At 40.2% G+C, this 21,252-nt stretch carries 12 protein-coding genes; 2 read left to right on the top strand and 10 right to left on the bottom strand.

The window, feature by feature from the left end; all coding sequences use genetic code 11:
* The first annotated feature begins 102 nt into the window (after positions 1 to 102).
* Positions 103 to 987 (top strand): Mph(E)/Mph(G) family macrolide 2'-phosphotransferase, encoded by an 885-nt coding sequence (mph, locus tag EGN73_RS04310; RefSeq protein WP_219287245.1) that lies wholly within the window; start codon positions 103 to 105, stop codon positions 985 to 987.
* A 35-nt stretch (positions 988 to 1,022) separates the two neighbouring features.
* On the opposite strand, the gene EGN73_RS04305 is transcribed toward mph, so the two are convergent.
* The 9 genes from EGN73_RS04305 to EGN73_RS04265 form a co-directional block, all read right to left on the bottom strand.
* On the bottom strand, positions 1,023 to 3,392 hold the full coding sequence (locus tag EGN73_RS04305; protein ID WP_219287244.1) for an ABC transporter permease: 2,370 nt from the start codon (positions 3,390 to 3,392) through the stop codon (positions 1,023 to 1,025).
* Between the two features lie 263 nt (positions 3,393 to 3,655).
* Positions 3,656 to 3,925, bottom strand: coding sequence for a hypothetical protein (locus EGN73_RS04300; RefSeq protein ID WP_219287243.1), 270 nt, complete (start codon positions 3,923 to 3,925; stop codon positions 3,656 to 3,658).
* Positions 3,926 to 3,954: 29 nt separating this feature from the next.
* Positions 3,955 to 4,500, bottom strand: a complete 546-nt coding sequence (locus EGN73_RS04295) for an NUDIX hydrolase (RefSeq protein ID WP_219287242.1) — start codon at positions 4,498 to 4,500, stop codon at positions 3,955 to 3,957.
* Between the two features lie 66 nt (positions 4,501 to 4,566).
* Entirely contained in the window at positions 4,567 to 6,930 is a 2,364-nt protein-coding gene (locus EGN73_RS04290) for an ABC transporter permease (protein ID WP_219287241.1), read from the bottom strand.
* A gap of 275 nt (positions 6,931 to 7,205) precedes the next feature.
* Positions 7,206 to 9,638 (bottom strand): ABC transporter permease, encoded by a 2,433-nt coding sequence (locus tag EGN73_RS04285; protein WP_219287240.1) that lies wholly within the window; start codon positions 9,636 to 9,638, stop codon positions 7,206 to 7,208.
* Positions 9,639 to 9,655: 17 nt separating this feature from the next.
* Positions 9,656 to 12,133, bottom strand: a complete 2,478-nt coding sequence (locus EGN73_RS04280) for an ABC transporter permease (protein WP_219287239.1) — start codon at positions 12,131 to 12,133, stop codon at positions 9,656 to 9,658.
* A gap of 215 nt (positions 12,134 to 12,348) precedes the next feature.
* Positions 12,349 to 14,706 carry an ABC transporter permease gene (locus tag EGN73_RS04275; protein WP_219287238.1) on the bottom strand — a complete coding sequence of 786 codons (2,358 nt, stop codon included), beginning with the start codon at positions 14,704 to 14,706 and terminating at the stop codon, positions 12,349 to 12,351.
* A 306-nt stretch (positions 14,707 to 15,012) separates the two neighbouring features.
* Positions 15,013 to 17,430, bottom strand: a complete 2,418-nt coding sequence (locus tag EGN73_RS04270) for an ABC transporter permease (RefSeq protein ID WP_219287237.1) — start codon at positions 17,428 to 17,430, stop codon at positions 15,013 to 15,015.
* Positions 17,431 to 17,745: 315 nt separating this feature from the next.
* Positions 17,746 to 18,210, bottom strand: coding sequence for a hypothetical protein (locus EGN73_RS04265; protein WP_219287236.1), 465 nt, complete (start codon positions 18,208 to 18,210; stop codon positions 17,746 to 17,748).
* Positions 18,211 to 18,432: 222 nt separating this feature from the next.
* Here EGN73_RS04265 and EGN73_RS04260 point away from each other — a divergent pair, with 222 nt between their 5' ends.
* Complete coding sequence (locus EGN73_RS04260; protein WP_219287235.1) at positions 18,433 to 19,578, top strand: hypothetical protein; 1,146 nt, start codon at positions 18,433 to 18,435, stop codon at positions 19,576 to 19,578.
* A 166-nt stretch (positions 19,579 to 19,744) separates the two neighbouring features.
* On the opposite strand, the gene EGN73_RS04255 is transcribed toward EGN73_RS04260, so the two are convergent.
* Positions 19,745 to 21,148, bottom strand: coding sequence for a hypothetical protein (locus tag EGN73_RS04255; protein ID WP_219287234.1), 1,404 nt, complete (start codon positions 21,146 to 21,148; stop codon positions 19,745 to 19,747).
* Positions 21,149 to 21,252 lie beyond the last annotated feature (104 nt).

Below are 21,252 nucleotides of genomic sequence, written 5' to 3'. Positions count from 1 at the left end.
TGCCGCATTTCTTTAGCCTCTTTAACATTACTAATTTGAATGATCTTACACCATTTTAGAATCAGAATGTCCAAAGAGACGTTTACAAAATAAATTAAAGATATGACAAATGATGAAATCCATAATCTTGCAGAAAGACATGGTTTGATGCTTTCAGGTAAGATTCAGTTCAATGAAATGGGAATTGATTTCAAAGTTTGCTTTGCCATGGATAAAGAGGGAAACCAATGGTTGCTGCGGATTCCAAGAAGATCTGATCTGGGTGAACAGATAAGGAAGGAAAAATTAATTCTACAATTGGTTCACAGGTACCTGACTGTTCAGGTTCCAGATTGGAAAATTGCAACTGATGAGTTGGTGGCATATCCTTTATTGAAAGGGAAGCCGGCATTGACCTATGATGCTGTGACATATAAGGTTACTTGGAATATGGCTAAAAGTAGTCCCCATTATATTACCTCACTTGCAAAGTCTTTGGTTGAATTGCATGCGATTCCAAAGGATGAAACTTCTAAAATGAATCTGAAAATGGAATCAGCTGAAAGCCTGAAGTTAGAGATCCATGATCGCTTGAAGATTGTAAAATCTGAAATTGGTATCAGTAATGAACTGGAAAACCGATACAATAAATGGCTGGACAATGATAAGTTGTGGCCAAATTTCACAAAGTTTATCCATGGAGATCTGTATGCTGGGCATATTCTTACATACAAAAATGGAGAGGTTTGTGGAATTATTGATTGGACAACTGCACAGGTCAGTGATATTGCTATTGATTTTTCAGGGCATCTCACGGTCTTCGGAGAAGAAAGTCTAAGACATTTAATAGCTGAGTATGAAAAGCAAGGAGGTGAAATTTGGAATGGTGTTTTTGAACAATCAGCGGAAAGGGCTGCCGCTTCACCTTTGGCTTATGGATTTTTTGCCATTGAGACTCAGGATGAAAACCATATACAGGCTGCAAAAATTCAGTTGGGTGTAGCATGAAAATGACTTGGTTAATATTTTAACTCTTTTGAATATTACTCACTTCTCAAACTATCCACCGGGTTCGCCAATGCCGCCTTTATAGATTGGAAACTTACTGTCATCAGAGCAATGACCATAGTCAGGATACCCGCTCCTGCAAAATACCACCATTTCAAGTCGATTTTGTAGGCAAAATTGTTTAGCCAATTTCCAGTCAAATAATAACTTAAGGGTAAGGCTATGGCAATTGCTATCAATACCATTTTTGCAAAGTCACCGGATAACAGTTTGATGATTTTCCACTCACTTGAACCCAACACCTTACGGATGCCGATTTCCTTTGTTCTTCTTTCGGCTGTAAAAGCTGCCAAACCAAACAAACCAAGGCATGAAATAATTACTGCAACCCCAGCAAAATGCCTGGAAAGCATCCCAATACGCTGTTCTGAAGCATATAGGGCTTGATAATCCTGATCCAGAAACTTAAAATTGAAGTTATACCCGGGATTGAATTTCTTGTAGACTTCTTCAATCTTTGCGAGGCTTTCCTGCTCTTTCCCTAACTCAAGCTTCACCATAAACTGCATTGCACCACGCTCCAAAACAAAAACGAATGGTTTGACTTCCTCATAAAGTGATTTGTAATGGAAATTCTTAACGACTCCCACAATTTCGGCATCCCCATAAAAATCTATAACCTGACCAATAGGGTCTTCTAATCCCATAACTTCCAAAGCAGCTTCATTGATAATGATCTGATCACTATCCGATTGAAAATCATAGGAAAATGAACGGCCTTCTTTTATTTTCATTCCCAGCAGCTCTATCATGCCTTCCATTACCCCGGCACCGTTGAATACATACTCCTCAGATGGATTTTTGCCGGGCCAACTCAATCCTGACATTATAGCACTTGGATTCACTATAATTTCAGACGTTCCTGATGCATGCAATACTCCGGGAATATTCCTGACCTCTGAAAGGAAGCTTAAATCCTGTCCAATCCCTTGAAAGCCTTCAGAGTCAAAGTATATCACATTATCTTTGTCATATCCGAGATTTTTTGTCTGGATCAGATCGATTTGTTGGTACACCACCCAAACGGCTACTATGAAAATTACAGATAGCGCAAATTGAAAAACTACCAATCCTTGGCGGACAGAAAGTTCACCTTTTCCGGTTTGTAATTTTCCTTTGAGAACAAGAACCGGTTTAAATCCGGATAGATAGAGCGCAGGATAACTTCCGGAAAAAAATCCGGTAAAAGCAACAACACCAACAATTGCCAGGGCCAATCTTAATTCAAAGATCAAGGATAGACTTTTTCCTGTCAGAAGATTGAAATAGGGAAGAACCATGATAACCAAGCCTAAGGCAAACAGAGTCGCCAAAAGGGTCAGCATATAGGATTCTGTCAAATACTGGAGCATCAATGTTCTTCTACTCGCTCCCATCGATTTCTTTATACCTACCTCTTTTGCCCGACTAAAAGCCTTAGCAGTAGAAAGGTTCATAAAGTTGATGCAGGCAATGATTAAAAGAAACACAGCGATGATGGAAAATAATTTCACATACTCTATCCGCCCTCCGGCCTGAACACCGTTTTCATACTTTCCATGTAAGTATCCGGAGGAATAGGGTCTAACAAACAGTTGATCCGGAGTTTCTTTGTACTTTGTTTTAATGAAATCAGCAATTTTACTGTTAAATAAGTCAAGATCTATATCCTCTGGCAATAAAATGTAAGTTCGGTACAATAACTCATCCCAACCATACCACTGAGGCTGCAAGAACTCTTTATAGGCATCCCATGATATCAAAAAGTCAAATTGATGGGAAGAATTAGCAGGTAGATCTTTGAAAACCCCCGAAACCACAAAGCCTTCTTCTTTCACTTTCAAGGTCACAATTTTTCCTATGGCAGCATCGGCGGATTTAAACAACTTTAAGGCAAGCGTTTCAGAAAGAACAATGGAATTTTTTTCAGCCAGCACTTGCTCAGGATTACCATGTAATAATTCATAGGAAAACATATTGAAAAAATCTTTACCTACAAACCTGCCCATTTCTTTTAGGTTCTGATCTTCAAAACCAACTGTAAGTCTTATATCATCAAAGCCTTGTATGGAAGCAGTAGTGACAGCCATTTCCACCTCGGGCATCTCTTCTTCCAAAGCTTCCGCCAAAAAAGCAGGCGTCATCTCTTCTGTTTGGACGCCGGTTCCTGATTGCCTGTTGACCATTACCTGGTAAAGCCTGCTGTCCTTTTCATGGAATTTGTCCACACTGAGCTCATCACTCACCCAGAGGAAAATCAATAACGCACAGGCAATTCCTGTAGTAAGGCCGAGAATGTTAATGTAAATCGTACTTTCAAACTTTTTGAAATTCCGAATAATCAAAAGTAGGTTGTGTCGTAGCATGGCAAGAAAATCGATGTAGTTTTGAGCATAGCAGGCCTTTATTCAGTAGTTTACCTGTAATCTAATCTTTATTCTAAAAGGATTGAAATACAATGGAAATATTCTGGAAATAAACAGAAATATATTCCATCACCGATTCTTTCTTCCTTTTATCAGGCTTTATTGGCAACCAAGCAGTATCTTATTCCGAATCACTTAGTTTTTGGGACTTTCACAATCGTTCTAGTATCAACATGTTTCACGAAGTATATTTCCACCATATTTCAACTTATACCCTTTCTCTTCTCCACAAAAGTAATCGGGACATACTTCTCTGTAGGGGCGCCAATGTAGTAGAGTGCCCAATTTGGATCATGATGAGCGAGCATTTCTGAAATACAGTCGGCCCGATGGCCCTCAGGATTCTGACACTCATCCCAATAGAATAATTCTACTTTGTAATGAAGTGCTTGTTTTTGATTGTTAATGGTCACTTCAATTTTGATGTCCTGCTTTCCTGGAGCTGTTGGGATGGGAATAGCGATGTGAGTCATGATGAGAAAATTTAAAGTGAATGTTATTTTTAATTCATAATATGCCAATCTTCAAGCGTAATAAATTGGGTATTGTTGTTTTCATCCCTGTATCTTTCAAAAGCAGCACCTATTACCTTTCCGGGATGTTTTTTTATTTCTTTCATTATCCTTGTCATGTTTTCATATGGTATGACATCTAAAGCTTCTTCAAAACCAAACCATTTTATGTCACTGCAATCCTCAGGTACTTTTAAATCACCCCCATCATACTTTGCCTGATAATACTGCATGAGGGTTAAGCTTGTGCTGTTTTTCCATCTTTGGGTATACATTCCACATAGCTTTGGATCTTTGATCCTGATTCCCATGTCAGAGGCCATTTTATCTAAGAATGCATTTACCGAAAGAGGATCATTATATCTGTCTCCGGCAATCTCCCATTCATTATTCCACTTTACCAAAAGAACTTCATCCTTATCATTGGTTACATACAGCTTAAAAAATGAATAATTGTCATTTTTTTCCTGAGCAATCAAGGTTTGCGAAAACAGGAATATGGAAAAAAACAGAGCAACTCTAGTGATGATTTTCATATCAATTATCAATTAAATTAAACATTTTTCAATTCACTACCTCATCCCTCACCCTTCCTCCTTTCCTTACTCACTTCTCAAACTATCCACCGGATTCATCAGCGCCGCCTTCACAGACTGAAAACTCACAGTAAACAAAGCAATCAACATCGTCAAAGCTCCCGCCCCAATAAAATACCACCATTGCAGGTCAATTTTGTATGCAAAATTGTCCAGCCAACTATCCATCAGCATCCATGCAACCGGCAATGCTATTATCCAGCCCAGAAAGATTAATCCCAAAAAACTTTTTGAAATCAAGGCGGCTACTTCTATAATGGATGCACCTAGAACTTTTCGGATTCCTATTTCTTTTACCTTCCTTGAAACCGTAAATGCCGTCATACCCAACAAGCCCAAACAAGAAATAAAAATGGCTACTATCCCAAAAATCAGAATCAACCTGCCTATCATTTGCTCTGAAAGGTATAGCCTTTCATATTCTTGATCCAGAAAATGATACTCAAAAGGATAAGCAGGATTAATGCTTTCAGATACTGTCCTTAGATCTGATATAGCCTGTTCCAATCTTCCTTCTGCTGTCCTAACCAAAAGATATGAAGCATTTTCGGGCTCAAGCACTAATATAAGAGGCGTGATTGGGCTGTGTAATGACTGCAAATGAAAATCTTCCATCACTCCGATAATTTGTCCGGGACCATTCCAGAATGAAATTTCTTCTCCTATGGCATTCTCCTCAATTCCCATAAGATCCAAAGCCTTTTGGTTGACCAAATATGCCAGGGAATCTCCAGGATGAAGGGGTGAAAATTCCCTTCCTTCTTTTAATGTTATGCCCATGGTCTTCGCAAAGTCATATCCTACCCAAGCAGCTGACACATGTGTCTGTAAATCGGGAGCCTTGCCAGGCCAAGAAAGATCCCCTGAATGAGCCTGTATATTGATAGGTAAAAAGGTAGAGACCGTCGCTGAAACAATTGCTGTTGATTTAATTGCCTCATGTTGCAGCACTTCCATATTATGGTAAAGTTCACCAGCTAAGGGCAAATACAATACATTCTCCCTTTCAAGACCCAAGTCTTTTTTTCGTAAAAATTCCTGTTGGCTATAAAAGACCATGATACCTACAATAAACAGGGAGGAAATAAAAAATTGTCCAACAATCAAGCTTTTTCTGAAATAGGAACCACTCCATCCTAAATTAACCTGCTGTTTCAAGGCATTAAACACAGGCAAATTGGCAAGAAAAACAGAAGGATACAGGGATGACATTAATGAAGCGACAAGCCAAATGGCAAACATTATCCCATAAAATCCGAGGCTTCCCCATTCCAAAGTTAACTGGGTCCCCAAGTAACTGTTGAAAAGAGGTAAAACCAGATTGACTACCAATAGTGTAAGCATCAAAGCTATGGCCGAAACCAATAAAGACTCATACCCAAACTGGGTCAATAAAGCCTTTTTGTTGGCTCCTATAACTTTCCTTATCCCGATTTCCTTTCCTCTGACACTGGCTCTTGCAGTCACCAAACTGACAAAGTTGATGCAAGAAACCAGTAATATCAGCAGTCCTATCAGAGAAAGGTTTCTTACAAGGGAAATTCTACCTCCAACTGCCTTCCCATTTTCAAACACATCAAACAGGTGTATTTCTGCCAAAGGCTGAAAAATGGGATAGTTGTCTTTCCCGTAATCACTATGGTTGGCATAAACATTTTTTGCAACAGATTCCAAACTTTCTCCTGAGGTATTTTGCAGTACCTTGACAAATGTCGTGTATGAGGTATTTCCCCAACCCATCCATGGTTGTTCTATTTCCTTGAAATTGACAACCCAATCAAACTGAACTGAGCTGTTGGCAGGAACATCCTCTATGACAGCGCCTACCATATAGGTTTTAAGATTGCCTTCTTGGTTTTCCATCATCAGAAATTCTCCTAATGCGGATTTATCACCAAACAATTTTTTGGAAACACTTTGGGAAATCACCAGCTGTTCTCCTGAATGATGGGCCCCAACAGGATTTCCAGAAATCACTTTCATTTGAAAAATATTGAAAAAATCATCAGAGGCGAAAATCCCCTTTTCCCTGAAAGCATTTTTTTCGTCTTTAATCAGGAGTTGTGGTCCCCAATCTGCAATTTTGACTGCATATTCTATCTGTGGTACTTCTTCCTTCAATGCTTCCGCAAGTGGTGCTGGAGTCATTGAAGTATTTAATAATTCCCCGTTGAAGAGATAATTTGTTCTTACTTTATATACAAGATTTCCATCAGGGAAAAATTTGTTGAAGCTGATCTCCTGAAAAGCCCATAAGCCAATGATCAGGCTACATCCCATTCCAAGCACCAAACCAAAAATATTGATGAAGGAGTAAGCTTTCGTTTTCAGAAGGTTTCTCCAAGCGATTTTTAGGTAGTTTCTAAGCATAACAGTCTTTTCTATCTTTAACAGTAGTTTTTCTTGTTGAAATATTGTGGAAATAAATAGAAATATTATTCAACACAGATCCCCATTTGCCTTCTTCCAGACATCCTAGGCAACTAACTCCAGAATCACTCCGTTCTTGAGACTTCCGCATAAGCTCAAGTTTCAACCTATTTCCATCATGTTTCACAAAGTATATTTCTATCATATTTCTCGAAGCATATTTCTTTAAACATCTTTCCAAAATACCCCAAGTATCCATCAATATCTTCAAAACCTTATTCACTCCTCAGATTATCCGCCGGATTTCTGCTTGCTGCATAGTGGGACTGGAAAAAGACCGTAAAACCCGTAAACAAAACACTGATCAGTACTACTCCCAGGATGATTCCAATGCCTATTCCGGTGCGGTAGGGGAAATTAGCCAACCATTTTTGTCCGAAAACCAATGCAAGGGGAATGGCCAGTACAGCCGCCCCAAAAACCAACAGCACAAATTCTTTCATCAATCCGGCAGTTACCTGTACTATTCCTGCCCCAAAAACCCTTCTTATGGAAATCTCTTTTCTCTTCTGAAATGCCAGATAGGATACCAAACCTACCATTCCGAGTGCACAAATGAAATAGGCAAGGAAGGTGAACAAGCCCAATACCTTGATCAATTTTTTCTCCTCTCCGTAGAATCCTCCGACCACTTCAGATACAGTGTAGGTTTTGAATTCATTGACTTCGAAAAGTTCCTTGGCCATTCCGACAACCTCAAGGGTATTGGCTTGGAAGTCACCTTGGTTAAACCTATAGGAGAACAAATTACCGAAATCCTGCTTTGGAAACATGATGGAGCGGATTTCATTGTTCAGGGGCTGAAAATGAAAATCAGCCACCACGCCTGAAATCCTCCAGGTTTTTTCATTCATGGTCAATTCCCTCCCTACGGCATCTTCAGGATTATTGGCTCCGATTTCCCTGGCCAAAGATTCGTTGACCACCATCACTTCATTTTGCTCGGGTTCAAATGCCTTACCTGCCAAAAAACGCATCCCATAAGCAGAGAAATACTCTGGATCCACTGATTTGGTATCGAAAAATGCTTCTGATTTTTCACCGTCTTTTTCAAACTCAGCAGTACTCTTGGACCAACCTGTGCTGATGATGGGACTTCCTGCTGTGGAAGCTTCCAATACATAAGGCAATAGTTTCACCCTTTCTTTCAATGTAGCAGCCTTTTCTTGGGATTCTGGGCCGGAGGGTAGAAAAAAGTAACCCGTATGTTCATGATTGAATCCAAGGTCTTGGGTATTGAGGAACTCCAACTGACGGTTGACCAGTAAGGTACCAAAAATCAACACCATGGATAATGTGATCTGAACGATGACCAATGACCTTCTTATGACTAAACTTGATTTGTTGCTTCCCGGTTTAGTTCTTAATGCCTGATTCGGATTGAAACCAGACAACACCATGGCGGGATAAATGCCGCTCAATAAAGTGAGTATCACTACGAATCCAAAAAAGAAAAGGTAGAATTCCGGACGCGACAAAAAGAAACGAACCAAACTACCTGATATTCCAAGTTCATAGATAGGGCCTAGTTGTGGGAGGACCAGTTCAATCATAAACAGGGATAGCATCCCAGCTGTAATCACCAAAAGGAAGGTTTCTGCCAAAAACTGTCCCACCAACCAGATCCTAGGACTACCTATTACTTTTCGGATGCCTACTTCTTTGGCACGGGAAAATGAAAAGGCCGTTGAAAGGTTGATGAAATTGATGCTGGCAGAAATAAGCACTATGAAACCTACCAGCAGCAGAATACTTAGGTTCTCTTTAGTTGCTTTTCTCGGATTGTCATGTCCGAAGATTCCATCAAAATGGATATCCTGTAATGGCATCAATTCACATCTCCAGTTATGGATAAATGTATTCTCTGACTCCTGAAATTGTTTATTGATAAAATTTTCAATCTTTTCTATCCCCATGGCCCTATCCACTTGATCTCCAAGTTTGGGGTAGAGTTGAAAATTGGAGGAAAGGCTGCCCCAAACATTCTGTATACCCAGATAATCCTGATAGGCTTCATAGGGTATAAAAATATCAGATTTGAAATCAGTATTGGGTCGGGAATCATCAAAAATCGCCGCAACCTGAAAATCAAAAGACTTGTCTTCTTTGGCTTCATAATCATGGTAAACCGCCGAGATTTCTGCACCTATGACCTGACCATTAAAAAGCTTTTCGGAAAGTGACCTAGAAATGGCAACTCCGTTTGGGATGCTGAAAATGGATTGGGAATTTCCTTCAATCCAATTGTAATCGAAAATGTTAAAAAAACCTTTATTTACAGCTGCAGGCAATGGATTTTCAATGGTGAATTTTTCACCTCCCCTAATGGCTTTCCAATTCCTCATGGTATTAGTCAGATACAACCCCAAGCTTTCTATTTCGGGCAATTCACTTTCCAACAATTCATACAGGGGCCTTGGTGCTCCCCTATTGTCCATCTTAAAGCCATTGAAGTCAGCCCGGGTATTCACCCTATAAATCCTGTCCGCATCTGAGTGGAATGTATCAAAACTGGTTTCATAGGAATAGATCAAAAAGACCATCAGGATGACAGCCATTCCCAAAAGCAAACCTACCAGATTGAGGGTGGCATAAAGCCTGTTGCGAGCAAGGCTTCTAAAGGCAGTTTTCAGGAAGTTTTTCAACATATTTTCAATATTTATTTTTACTCTGATTTCAAAGATTCAACTGGGTTGGAGATGGCTGCTTTCCATGTTTGGAACAAGATTGTTGGGAAAGAAAACATTATGGCTAACATGAATGCCATGACGAAATAGCCGATATGGACATCAACTTGGTAAGCAAATTGTTGCAACCAATAACCCATGGCCCACCAAGCCAAAGGAGAAGCTATCAGGACTGCTACAAAGATCAGCTTGATGTAGTCCTGCGACAGCACCCTCACTAGGCTGGAAACAGGCGCTCCCAATACCTTCCTTATGCCGATTTCCCTGACACGCTGCTCAACAGTGGCCATTACCAAGCCAAACAGACCTATACATCCTATCATCATCGCCAGTAGAGTAAACACCCAGAAAGTATAGCCTGCTTTTTGATCTGCCTGATACATGGCCTCAATTTCTTCATCCAGGAAAGAGGCTTGGTAGGGTTGGCCAGGGACAAGAGTATGCCATTTCTCCTCGATGTCTTTTAGGGTCTGAAAAAGGTTTTCATTATTCAACCTCAGACTGATGTACATTTGTCGGGGATAATAAGTCTTGGAAGAAAAATGAAACAAGGCAAAAGGCATGATCTCGGTATGGAGGGATTCTATATTGAAGTCTTTCACTACCCCAATGACTTCAAAGGTCTGATTTCGGTTGCCGGGATACCTGATATAGCTGCCAACCACTGTCTCAGGGTCCCACCCAATCTGACGTACAGCGGTTTCATTCAAGATAATAGAAGTGGAATCATTGAAGTCCAAAGAAAAGTCCCTTCCAAACAAGATCTCCAATCCCATAGTAGCAACAAACTGTTCATCAACCATATAAGAGGCCAATGCCAGGTCTTTGAGTAAGTCGGAACCACCTTCTGAAGATACAGGTACATAGAAGTCGCCAAATGCATTCTTCGAAGGCACTCCAGTAGCGAGACTGGCATTTGCGATGCCCGGTATTTGTCTCAACTCCTCCGTCAGGGTCTTTTGGGTCACTCCAGCTTTTTCGACCTGGTTTAACAGCAAAATATGTTCTTTGTCAAAACCCAGATTTACTTCATTGGCATACTTGAGCTGTTTGAATACAACAATTGAAAAAATAATCAATGCTGTGGAAATCATAAACTGAAAAACAACAAGGCCATTTCTGGTTGTGTGCTCGCTGAAAATGCTGGAAGGATTGACATTGCGTTTTAGTATCGACATGGGGCGGAAACCACTCTGGTAAAAAGCAGGATACAATCCCGAAAACAACACGGAAATAAAAACCAAAAAGCACAATGCGAGTGCATGACCCGGTGTCATCAAATCCATCAATTCAAATGATTTTCCTGTCAATTGATTGAAGAAAGGCATGAGCATCACCATAAGAAAAAGTCCAAGCATAACTGCCAAAACACTGAAAAGGAATGATTCTACCAAAAACTGTCCTATCAGCTGCTGACGGGCAGAACCCAATACTTTTTTTACTCCCACTTCTTTACTTCTCCTTAAAGCCTGGGCGGTGGTCAGGTTCATGCAATTGATACAGGCCATCAGCAATATCAAAAATGCCGTAAAAATAAATGCATGGACAGTGGTGGCATTTCCATGGGCAATTTGGTTGCTGTAAATGCCTTTGGAACCCAAATGAATGTCTTCCATTGGCTGCAGCAAAAAGTCCCACCTCCCACCGTTGGCGATAAATTCATCAAAAGGTTTTCCTATCCTTTCAAATGGTGCTGAGGCCAATAACTTGACCATGGATGGCAATTTCTCCTCGATCTTGGCTACCGTTTCGGGATTGGCCGATTCGGGACCCAACTTCACAAAGGTGTTCATCTGCAACCAAACCCAGCTCCAATCAAAACGCTGAACGACAGGATTGGCATCATTGGGGATCAATAGGTCAAATTGAAGAGAGGAGTTGGAAGGTAAATCCTCCAAAACAGCAGTAACCAAAAATGGCTTGCCCCACTCATCAAAATGTAATTCTTTGCCAAGGGCCTGCTGATCGCCAAAATACTTTTTGGCGGTGCTTTTTGTCAATACCACTGAGTAGGTATGTTGAAGGCTGGTTTTTGGGTTTCCTTCCAAAACCGGAAACTTGAAAAAATCCAGAAAATTGGAATCAACCGAAAACATCCTGCTTTCCTTAAATATTTTGTTTTCTGTCCCTTCCAGGTAACTCACAAATTCCGGAGAATTCAAATACAATCTTGTATAGTCTGCAACTTCTGGAAAATTGTCCAAAAGGGCCTTTCCAACCGGTGGCGGTGTATTTCCACCCAAAAATTCTTCCGGGCCCATTTTACCATCGATATTGACACGATAGATCAGGTCAGACTCAGGCAAAAATCTATCAAAGCTCCTTTCGTCATGAATATAGATCCCCATAAACATCACACACAGCAATGCTATTCCCAGTCCTGAGACATACAATAGGCTTGTCAGTTTTCGCCGAAACAGGTTTCTCCAGGCGATTTTTAGGTAGTTTCTAAGCATGGCTGGTATGAATTTAAAGGTTGGAAGGTTGAGATGTTTGAAAGTTGTAAGGTTTTAAGGTTATCGTAGTTGTCATCGTTCTCTTCTATTTTGGTTTATATTGTCAAGAGACTTGCTGATTGTTACTTATTCAATCAAGATTCTCCTCTTTTTCGACAAATCCAGTCTTGAATCTTATGTCTTGTGTCTTATGTCTTTAAACTTTTAATCTAAAATCATTCGCTTCTCAAGATATCTGCAGGATTGATCATCGCGGTTTTAATCGCTTGGGAACTGACAGTAAAGAAGGCAATGACCAATGCCAAAATGGAGGTCCAGAGAAAGATCTTCCAGTCAATGGAGGTCCGGTAGGCAAAGGTCTTCAGCCAGGAATCCATAAAATACCAAGTAACAGGTATGCCTATCGTTACCGCAATCAACACCAATTTGGTGAACTCCGAGGAAATCAGCCTGACCAAACCGGGTACTGAAGCGCCCAACACTTTTCTGACGGATATTTCTTTCCTCCTCTGTTCGGCGACAAAGGCGGCCAGGCCAAAAAGCCCCAAACAGGATATGATGATGGCCAATCCGGTGAACAATCCCATCAATTTAGAGGTACGCTCCTGCGCCGCAAATTTGCTGGCATGAACCTGGTCCACAAAACTGTATTCAAATGGAGCATCAGGATTGAATTTAGCGAACACTTCCCCAAGATTATTGATGGAGCTTCTTAAATCACTGTTTTCTTTTAGGCGTATATGAATGAAATTCAGGTTTCGTTTTGGACCCAAAACCACTATAGGACGCACCTCATCGAAAGGGGATTCCATGATAAAATCTTTAACCACACCCACCACTGTAAAAGACAGGTCGCCATCCTGAATCACTTGGCCCAATGGTTCTTCAAATCCCATGATTTCCAAAGCTTTTTCATTGAGAACTACCGCATTGCTGTCACTCGGAAAGTTGTAAACATCAATATCCCTTCCTGAAATCAGCTCCATCCCCGCAGTTTCCAACAAATTGGCATCTGATCCCATTCTGGCAATGTTCTGCCGGTCCTCTTCATTTTTCCCCTGCCACATAAGCCCACCTGTATCACTGTAAATATCAGTCAATGGTGAAAAGGTATAGGTCACAGACGCTACTTCCTGCAAGGACAGGAGTTCTTCTCTCAAGGCCAATTTGCTTTTTCTCATGGGTTCTGTGACTGGATGAAAAATCAGGTTTTCCTTATTCAGGCCCAAGTCTCTATTGTGAACGAATGTCATTTGATCCCTAACAATCCATACACTCGCAATCAAAATGGCCACTATGGCAAATTGTAATACTACAAGCGCCTGACGGGGATTTATCCAATATTTTTTGTTATAGAGCCTGGTTTTGAAAACAATGGAAGGACTGAAAGAGCTCAGCAAGAAGGCAGGATAGCTTCCAGCAAACAGGCCAACCACCAAAACATAACCCGAACTCAATAGCCAGAAATAGGGCTGTTCAAACGGATTTTGAAGGTTTTTACCGATCAGGTCCCTAAATGAAGGCAATGACAAGGACACGATCAACAGGGCAATGCCAAAAGCAAAAAGGGTGATCATGATGGACTCTACCAAAAACTGTGTGATCAGCATTCCCCTACCTGCTCCGGTTACTTTCCTCACTCCTACTTCCTTGGCCCTGTTTTCACTCTGAGCAGTACTGAGGTTGATAAAATTGATACAGGCAATCAGCAAAATAATGATGGACACTATTCCAAACAAGCGGATCAATTCAATCTTTCCCCCAACAGATTTCCCGTTTTCAAATTTTGAATAGAGATGCAGGTCAGCCATGGGAAACAAAAAATCGCTGATTTTGCTGTCTTCCAAGTGTCTCTCGGTAAACCCGGAAATTTTTTCATTAAAAGCTTCCAGGTCTGTTCCTTTTTGGAGCATGGCAAAAGTCCTATAGGAATTGTTTCCCCAATAGGGATCAGCCCATCCCATGGCCTCCAGTTTTTTGAAAGGAAGGAAAAAGGTAAATTCAAAATCAGTGTTTTCAGGCAAATCCTTGATAACTGCATTGACCATCAAATCCAAGGTCTTTTCCACTGTCACCGTTTTTCCCATCGCATCCCCATCTGGAAACAATTTTTGGGCTACCGTCTCAGTAAGGATGATGGAATTGGGATCTTCCAAAGCTACAATCGGATCACCTTCAAGCACTTCGAAAGAAAAAATCTTGAAAAATCCCGGATCAACAAATGAACTTCTTTCATAGAAACTCTTAGATCCCACTGTAAGCATTTGCGGATCCCATTCGGTGATTCTTGTGGTTTCTTCCACTTCCGGATAGTCTTCCTTCAACGTAGGTCCATAAGGTGCAGGAGTATAATCCCAACTGTAGGTAATTCCTTGGTTTTCCGCATTCCTCCATACCGCATAGATCCGATCTGAATTTTCATAAAACCTGTCCACACTAAGTTCAAACTGAACCCAGACCATAATCAAAATGGAGGCGGCAATTCCGATTCCCAGGCCTCCGATATTGATAAAGGCGAATCCTTTGCTTCTAAGGATATTTCTCCAGGCGATTTTAATGTAGTTTCTAAACATAACAGTCTTTTTTTCTTTACCAGTTGTTTCTCTTGTTGAAACAGGGTTGAAATACAGTAGAAATATTGTGGAAATAAAAAGAAATAATTTTCTCACATATCCCCTTTTTCCTTCTTTTAGACATCCTTGGCAACTAACTCCAGAATCACTCCGTTCTCGGGACTTCCGCTATGGCTCCAGTTTCAACATATTTCGCAAAGTATATTTCTATATATTTCAAATTACCTCTATCCATAATATCCAATATCCATCAATATCCATTATTATCCACCAATCCCGATGCTCGGGACAAGTTATCAATTTAATTTACTCACTTTTGAGACTCTTCACCGGATTGAGCATCGCTGCCCTGACAGCTTGAGAACTGATCGTCGCCAAGGCCACAATCACAGCCACTAGTCCTGCCAAGACATACACCCACCAACCGATTGCTGTTTTGTAAGCAAATCCATCAAGCCAAGTATTCATGGCATACCAAGTGATCGGTATGGCAAGTACAATCGCCACAAAAATGAGTTTGACAAAATCCATTGAAAGCAAAGTGACGATACTTGAAACTTCTGCACCCAATACTTTTCTGATGCCGATTTCCTTGGTCCGGATCTCTGCCGAATAGGTTGCCAATCCAAATAGTCCCAAGCTTGCAATCAGGATCGCCAACACCGAGAATACGGTAAATATTTTTCTGAATTTGAAATCGGCCTGGTACTGCTTGTTGAAGTCCTCGTCCAAGAAACTGTACAAAAACGGCCTATGTGGTGCAAGTCTATTCCAAACATCCTCGATTTCTGAAATGGTTTTTGTCATGTTTTCCGACTTCACTTTAAGTGTAAGAAAACGGCTTGCATAGGCCTCAAAGGGCAAGGTCAATGGTTCAATGTTGCGGTGAAGCGAAATGAAGTTGAAATCTTTGACCACCCCGATTACTTCACCTGATCTACCCCATTGGTCAAATTTTTTCCCGATGATGTCTGCAGGGTTAGCATAGCCATATTGTCTGGCAGCGGCTTCGTTGATGACCAAGGCCGAGGTAGAATCCGAAGGGAAGTCCCTGGAGTAAGATCTTCCTGCTACCAATTCCATATCGAAATGGTCTATAAAGTCAATCCCTACCTGGAAAATGGCCTGACCTTGCATCTGCATTTCACCATCGGAATTTTCAATTTCTGTCCCAGCATTAGGAAAATAGCCTCCGGGAACACTCCTCGAAAATGCTGAAGATTGTATTGCCGGATTGGCTTCCATCTCATTCTTAAGGGCACTGGACCTTCTGTTGACTAGTTCATCATAATTGTAATCAAGCACCAGCATTTGCTCTTTGTCAAAACCCATATCCTTGTCAAGCAGGTGGTTCATTTGGTTATAGACTATGATGGTGCCGGCAATCAGGATGATGGAAAGGCTAAATTGGAAAACCACCAATCCCTTTCTAAGGTTGACCCCGCTGTTGTTGGCAACAGAAATTCCTTTCAATATCTGCACTGGCCTGAATCCTGACAACACAAAAGCAGGATAAGAACCTGCCAAAATCCCGACAACAAATAGCACCACGGTCAATACCGGGACAGTTTGCCAATTGATAAATTTTACCAAGTCAAATTCCTTACCCGTAATGCTCTTCAAGAGTGGGATTGCCATGGTAACAAAAAACACTGAGGCTATCATGGCCAGGAATACGATGATGATGGATTCCCCTAAAAACTGGTAAACAAGGTGCCTTCTATCCGCACCCACCGATTTTCTGATGCCAACTTCTTTGGCCCTTTCCATGGACCTAGCGGTGGAAAGGTTCATAAAATTGATCATTGCGATCAACATGATGAATATCCCTATGATCGAAAATACATAAATATTGGAAAGGCTTCCGGTTTCGCCGGGCTGTCTCTCGGCATCAGATCGAAGGTAAAAATCCTTCATTTGTTCGACCTGGATCGTATAGCGTGGATTGTCTTGTCGGGCAGCCAGAAAATCCGGGATTTTTTGTCTAAATGCCGTAAGGTTGAAGTTTTCATTGACCAGGAAATAAGTATAAAAATCCGCATATCCCCAATATTCAAAAACCTCCGGTATTGATACTCTAAAAGTGCTTAATGAAAGCAGCATATTGAATTTGAAATGGGAGTTGGAAGGAATGTCCTCAATTACTGCTGTGACAGTATAATCTCCTGCATTTGATCTTCCGGGAGAGTCGCTACCTTTCAATATTTTGCCGATAGGATCTTCATTTCCAAAAAACCGCTTGGCAGTACTTTCAGTCATCACCATGCTGTACGGAGCGGTCAATGCATTTTTCGCATCTCCTTTAATCACCTTCCAGCTAAAAACATCAAATGCCGTTGAGTCCATAAAAAATACCCCTTCTTCCTGGAAGGAATTCTCACCATCAGTCAGCAAAATGTCTGAGCTGCCGGAGAATTGGACAACTTTGTCGATTTCAGGAAAATAACTCTTAATAGCAGGGCCGACCGGTGCATTATTCCAAACCCAAAAAGGATTTGCACCAGCATTTTCTGGCTGGTCTTCGGAAGGTAAGTTTCCATGGGTCAGTCTGTATATCCTGTCTCCTTTTTCATGATAGTTATCGAAAGACAGCTCATCCTGGATATACATAAAAATCAGAAAACAACAGGTCATCCCCAGCCCCAAACCAAAAACATTGATAAGAGAGTAAGTCTTTTTTTTCAAAAGGTTTCTCCAAGCGATTTTTATGTAGTTCTTGATCATGTTGATTGGACTTAAAGAAGGGGGTTTTAAGGGCCATCTTTGCGAGATTTGTGCCAAGGAAAAAGTGCCAGTACTGCAATTCAGGCCTTATTGTTTCGTTTTGAACCGGATTTTTCGGACAAAATTGTCCGCAGACGGGCGGTCTCTAAAAATAGGATTGCATTACCTTTAATAACAGTATAAAAGTAAAACGCTTAAATCCTGTCCACATCAAGGAATTCATTTTCCGTACGTATTGCAAACCATAAAAGGTGAGCATTCATCCAGAATTCGAATATAGAAGCAGGAATTTTTCAAAAATGATTAATCAATTGACTAATCACCTGTTTCCCACTCTTCAGGAAGCTTGTACCAAGACGTTGCCAATCCTTTGAGGTTCTCAGCGGTACATTCTCTGCAGTTATCTGTTTCGGTCCATACCAGTTTGTCATTGATGTATATGTTTGCTGTGATGCTGGGAGATGGGCTTCTTTGGGTGTTTTCATCACACTCAGCACAAAAGGCAGTAGCAGCGATCAGAAGCTCTATGGGCTGCACTGTTGGCTGAAAAGAGTATCTCCAACCACTTGGCATGCTATGCCCATCTGCTTCAGATGTGAATTCATCCAGATCAAAAGTCAGAACTCTTTGGCCATTGGCGTCCTTGAATTCCCCTGACCATGCAACATCATTTTCAGTAATTACCTCATAGGTTATCGTGATTGATTCTTCCGGCAATTCAGTATCACAAGAGAATATCAGAATTGACAATGCTAGCAAAAGTAAAATTGGGTTTTTCATTATTGTTTAGTTTAGTTTTTTTCAGGACGAATAGTATTTCGATTTTGTCCAGTTATTTTAAAAATATATTTTTCATTTGATGTGAACACTTATGATTGGTCTGGTTAAAAATCCAAGTGACCAACTTTTATACTTTTCCTTTTTTCAGATTTTTTAAGAGGTATGCTTCCTTTCTAACATAACTTAACAAGCCTGTGATTTTCCGGCCAATTAAATTTGTAAATGAAAAATTTTACATGCTTCATTCTTGTTATTGCAATGATTGGCTGCTCGAAGGAGAAAAACTCAGGTCAATCCATTTCAACAGATTATAGATTTGAAATTACCGATTCAATCAGAGTCAACCACTTGGAAGAATTGACTTTAATTGATTTTCATGATGGAATGTTCCTGGCAAAAATGGACTTTTCTAACTACTTTGTTTTTGATGAAACCGGTGATATTACTTCTCATATAGAGCTCAAAACCGATGGTCCAAGCGCAATCAGCATGGCCTATTCAGCAGGTTTTTTTGAAGGGGAATTTACAATAATGGACATGCACAAGGGTTTGATAAAATTATCAAATGACGGAGATATTATCAATAATTTCCCTATTCCTGAAGATTATCTTTATATGCATCCTTACAATCGACCGGCTTTTACATTGGGAAATAAAATAGCCTACTACCGGCCTGAAAGAGACCTAAAAGATTGGGAGGACCAAGAGAAATTCTTTCGGAAATACTATAAAGAACCCTTGTTGGAAATAATAGACCCTGTTACAAAAGAAGTGGAACTGCAAATGGAGCTTCCGGAGACCTCAGTGTACAAAAACGGTGAATTTCATTTCTTACACCATCCAAAAATTGTAAAAAATGGGAAGCATTGGTATTTGTTTCTAATGGCTGAAATGAAGTTTTATATCTATAAAGAACAGGACAGAGATCTGATTTTAAAAAAAAGTGTCACCCTAACTCCAGAAGGCCAAATCCCTTTTCCTCAAGTAAGTTTAAAAAACTCAGCTGAATTGTTTTTGAAGCTAGAAATGATAATACCATCCATGATAGAACAACTATTTGTAATGGATGACAAAATAGTTCTTATTTATATAAAGGGAGCGGATGAGAATATTGTGATGAATTACGACAGAGAAAATCAAGACGAATGGAGGGATTTCTTCGAAGCGCTTCCAAAGTATGCCGCTGTTTTTGATTTGGATTACAAATTGCTCCAAGATGATATTGAATTGCCATCCGGTACTATCTCTACACCTATTGTAAACAAAGAAGGACAAATAATAGTCCACAAAAACCAAAGGCTTTTAGGGGAAGAAGATTGGAATACTTACTATATGTTAAAGCTAAATGATGAAAGCAATTCCAAGTAACTTATACGCTATGAAGCTTTCGAGAGGGATCTGTTAAAGCATATTAGACAGTTCATTTAATTGATTTGCTTTTGATACAATGATGATCTTGAATATGACGGCGATTAATGCCGTTATTTTTGTTTTTAATAAACTATATTTTCATCATAGGATTTTGCCTTGATCATTATATAACGCCGGCTGCTCTTAATTCATCTCTCAATGCCTTCAACCTGCCATGAGAATAGACTATCCTGTTTACCAGAACTTCTGTTTGCTTTTGAATCTCTGGAATTTCTATAGCCACTTTTAGAATTTTAGCGATTGTCGCATAGAAATTTCTGCCACGCTCATTGAAAAGTTGGTCTTCAACTTTTTGTGATAGTATGATTAATGCTTGTTGTGGGGCATATTTCAGGCAAGGAGTCATCGTGTCGATGATGTTCCACCTGTCTGTATGGGTACGGGCATGATCAAGTGCTTCAGTGATTTTCCCTTCCATACACATCGCTAGTACATATGCAGGGGGCTTGTTTTGGAGTGTCCTGAGGTATCCCAGCCGTTCATCCTCCGGCATCAACACTTGTATAATTTCGTAATATTTCTTGGTAAAGGTTTTTTTGTTCAGAAACAAGGTAATTTCTAAATAGAGCGCAGGCTCCTGTTTAGGATCGAGAACATCAAAATACAATTCAGCGCATTCATGATGAAAGAGACCGTTATTCCACAATTGTTTGGCGATATTGCGGAATTTGAGGTTATCAGAAGAACGGTATAATTCCAAAAGGTCCTTAGCTACATGGATGCTCGATTTATAGTGTTTCAGCGCAGCCATTTCAAAGCATTCTGTCCCTCCCGTTTTTCTATGGAGTTCTGTAAATAGCCAAGGCAAACATGCTGCTTTATCTTTCTCCTCCATTACATCAAGTAGGATTCCAGCTTCTACACCAGAATGAAGAAGGCTTAATAGGTAGGTTTCAAAAAATGTCAGGAAACTGGAATCATCAGAATTTATCTCATTGTGTTGATCAAAAAGTACAACAGCAATAGTGAACAGCTGATCTTCCGGAATTTGAATTGCCTTGAAAATGGGAAGACAGCTTTGTAAATGATCGTCAAAATTTTGTAACATCATTTCCAGCGGAAATTCCAAAACGGCATAGTCTTCATCTAATTTTGCTTCCAAACACGCCCTGTAAATGCTGATCATGTATAAGAAAGCCAGATCGAAGTGCTTTAAGGAACAGTATCTTTCCACTTCAAAGGCGTGGAAACCAATGATGCGCCCGATTTCTTCCTCGGCCAAATATTCAAAAGCATCATCATGGGAGACATATCCCGAATTCCTTGGAGCGTAACTATTCCAGTCCAAGTCTTTAAATTTGATGGACTCCAGATCTTCTTTGATCAAATCTTTACTGGCATAGATGAAATCGTCTGGATCTGTGACCGTTAATGCCAGTTGTTTGTCCTTAGGCTCAAGGTAGAAGTTTATAAACTGCTCCTTGATGTGATCGTTTTGCTCAATGATTTTTTGGAGAAAAGAAAGCTTAAGCTGATCGGAGGCTTGTTGGTAGAATTGATTAAACATAATGATGGTATGAAAAAGTCAGGAATTTAAGTTTAGGAATGCTTTTAAAGGAATGCACTTTTATTAATAAATGACCAATGCTGAATAAATATCTATCCCATTGT

The sequence above is a fragment of the Arthrospiribacter ruber genome (assembly GCF_019343195.1).
GTDB lineage: Bacteria > Bacteroidota > Bacteroidia > Cytophagales > Cyclobacteriaceae > Arthrospiribacter > Arthrospiribacter ruber.
This window is presented reverse-complemented; position numbering and strand designations above follow the sequence as displayed.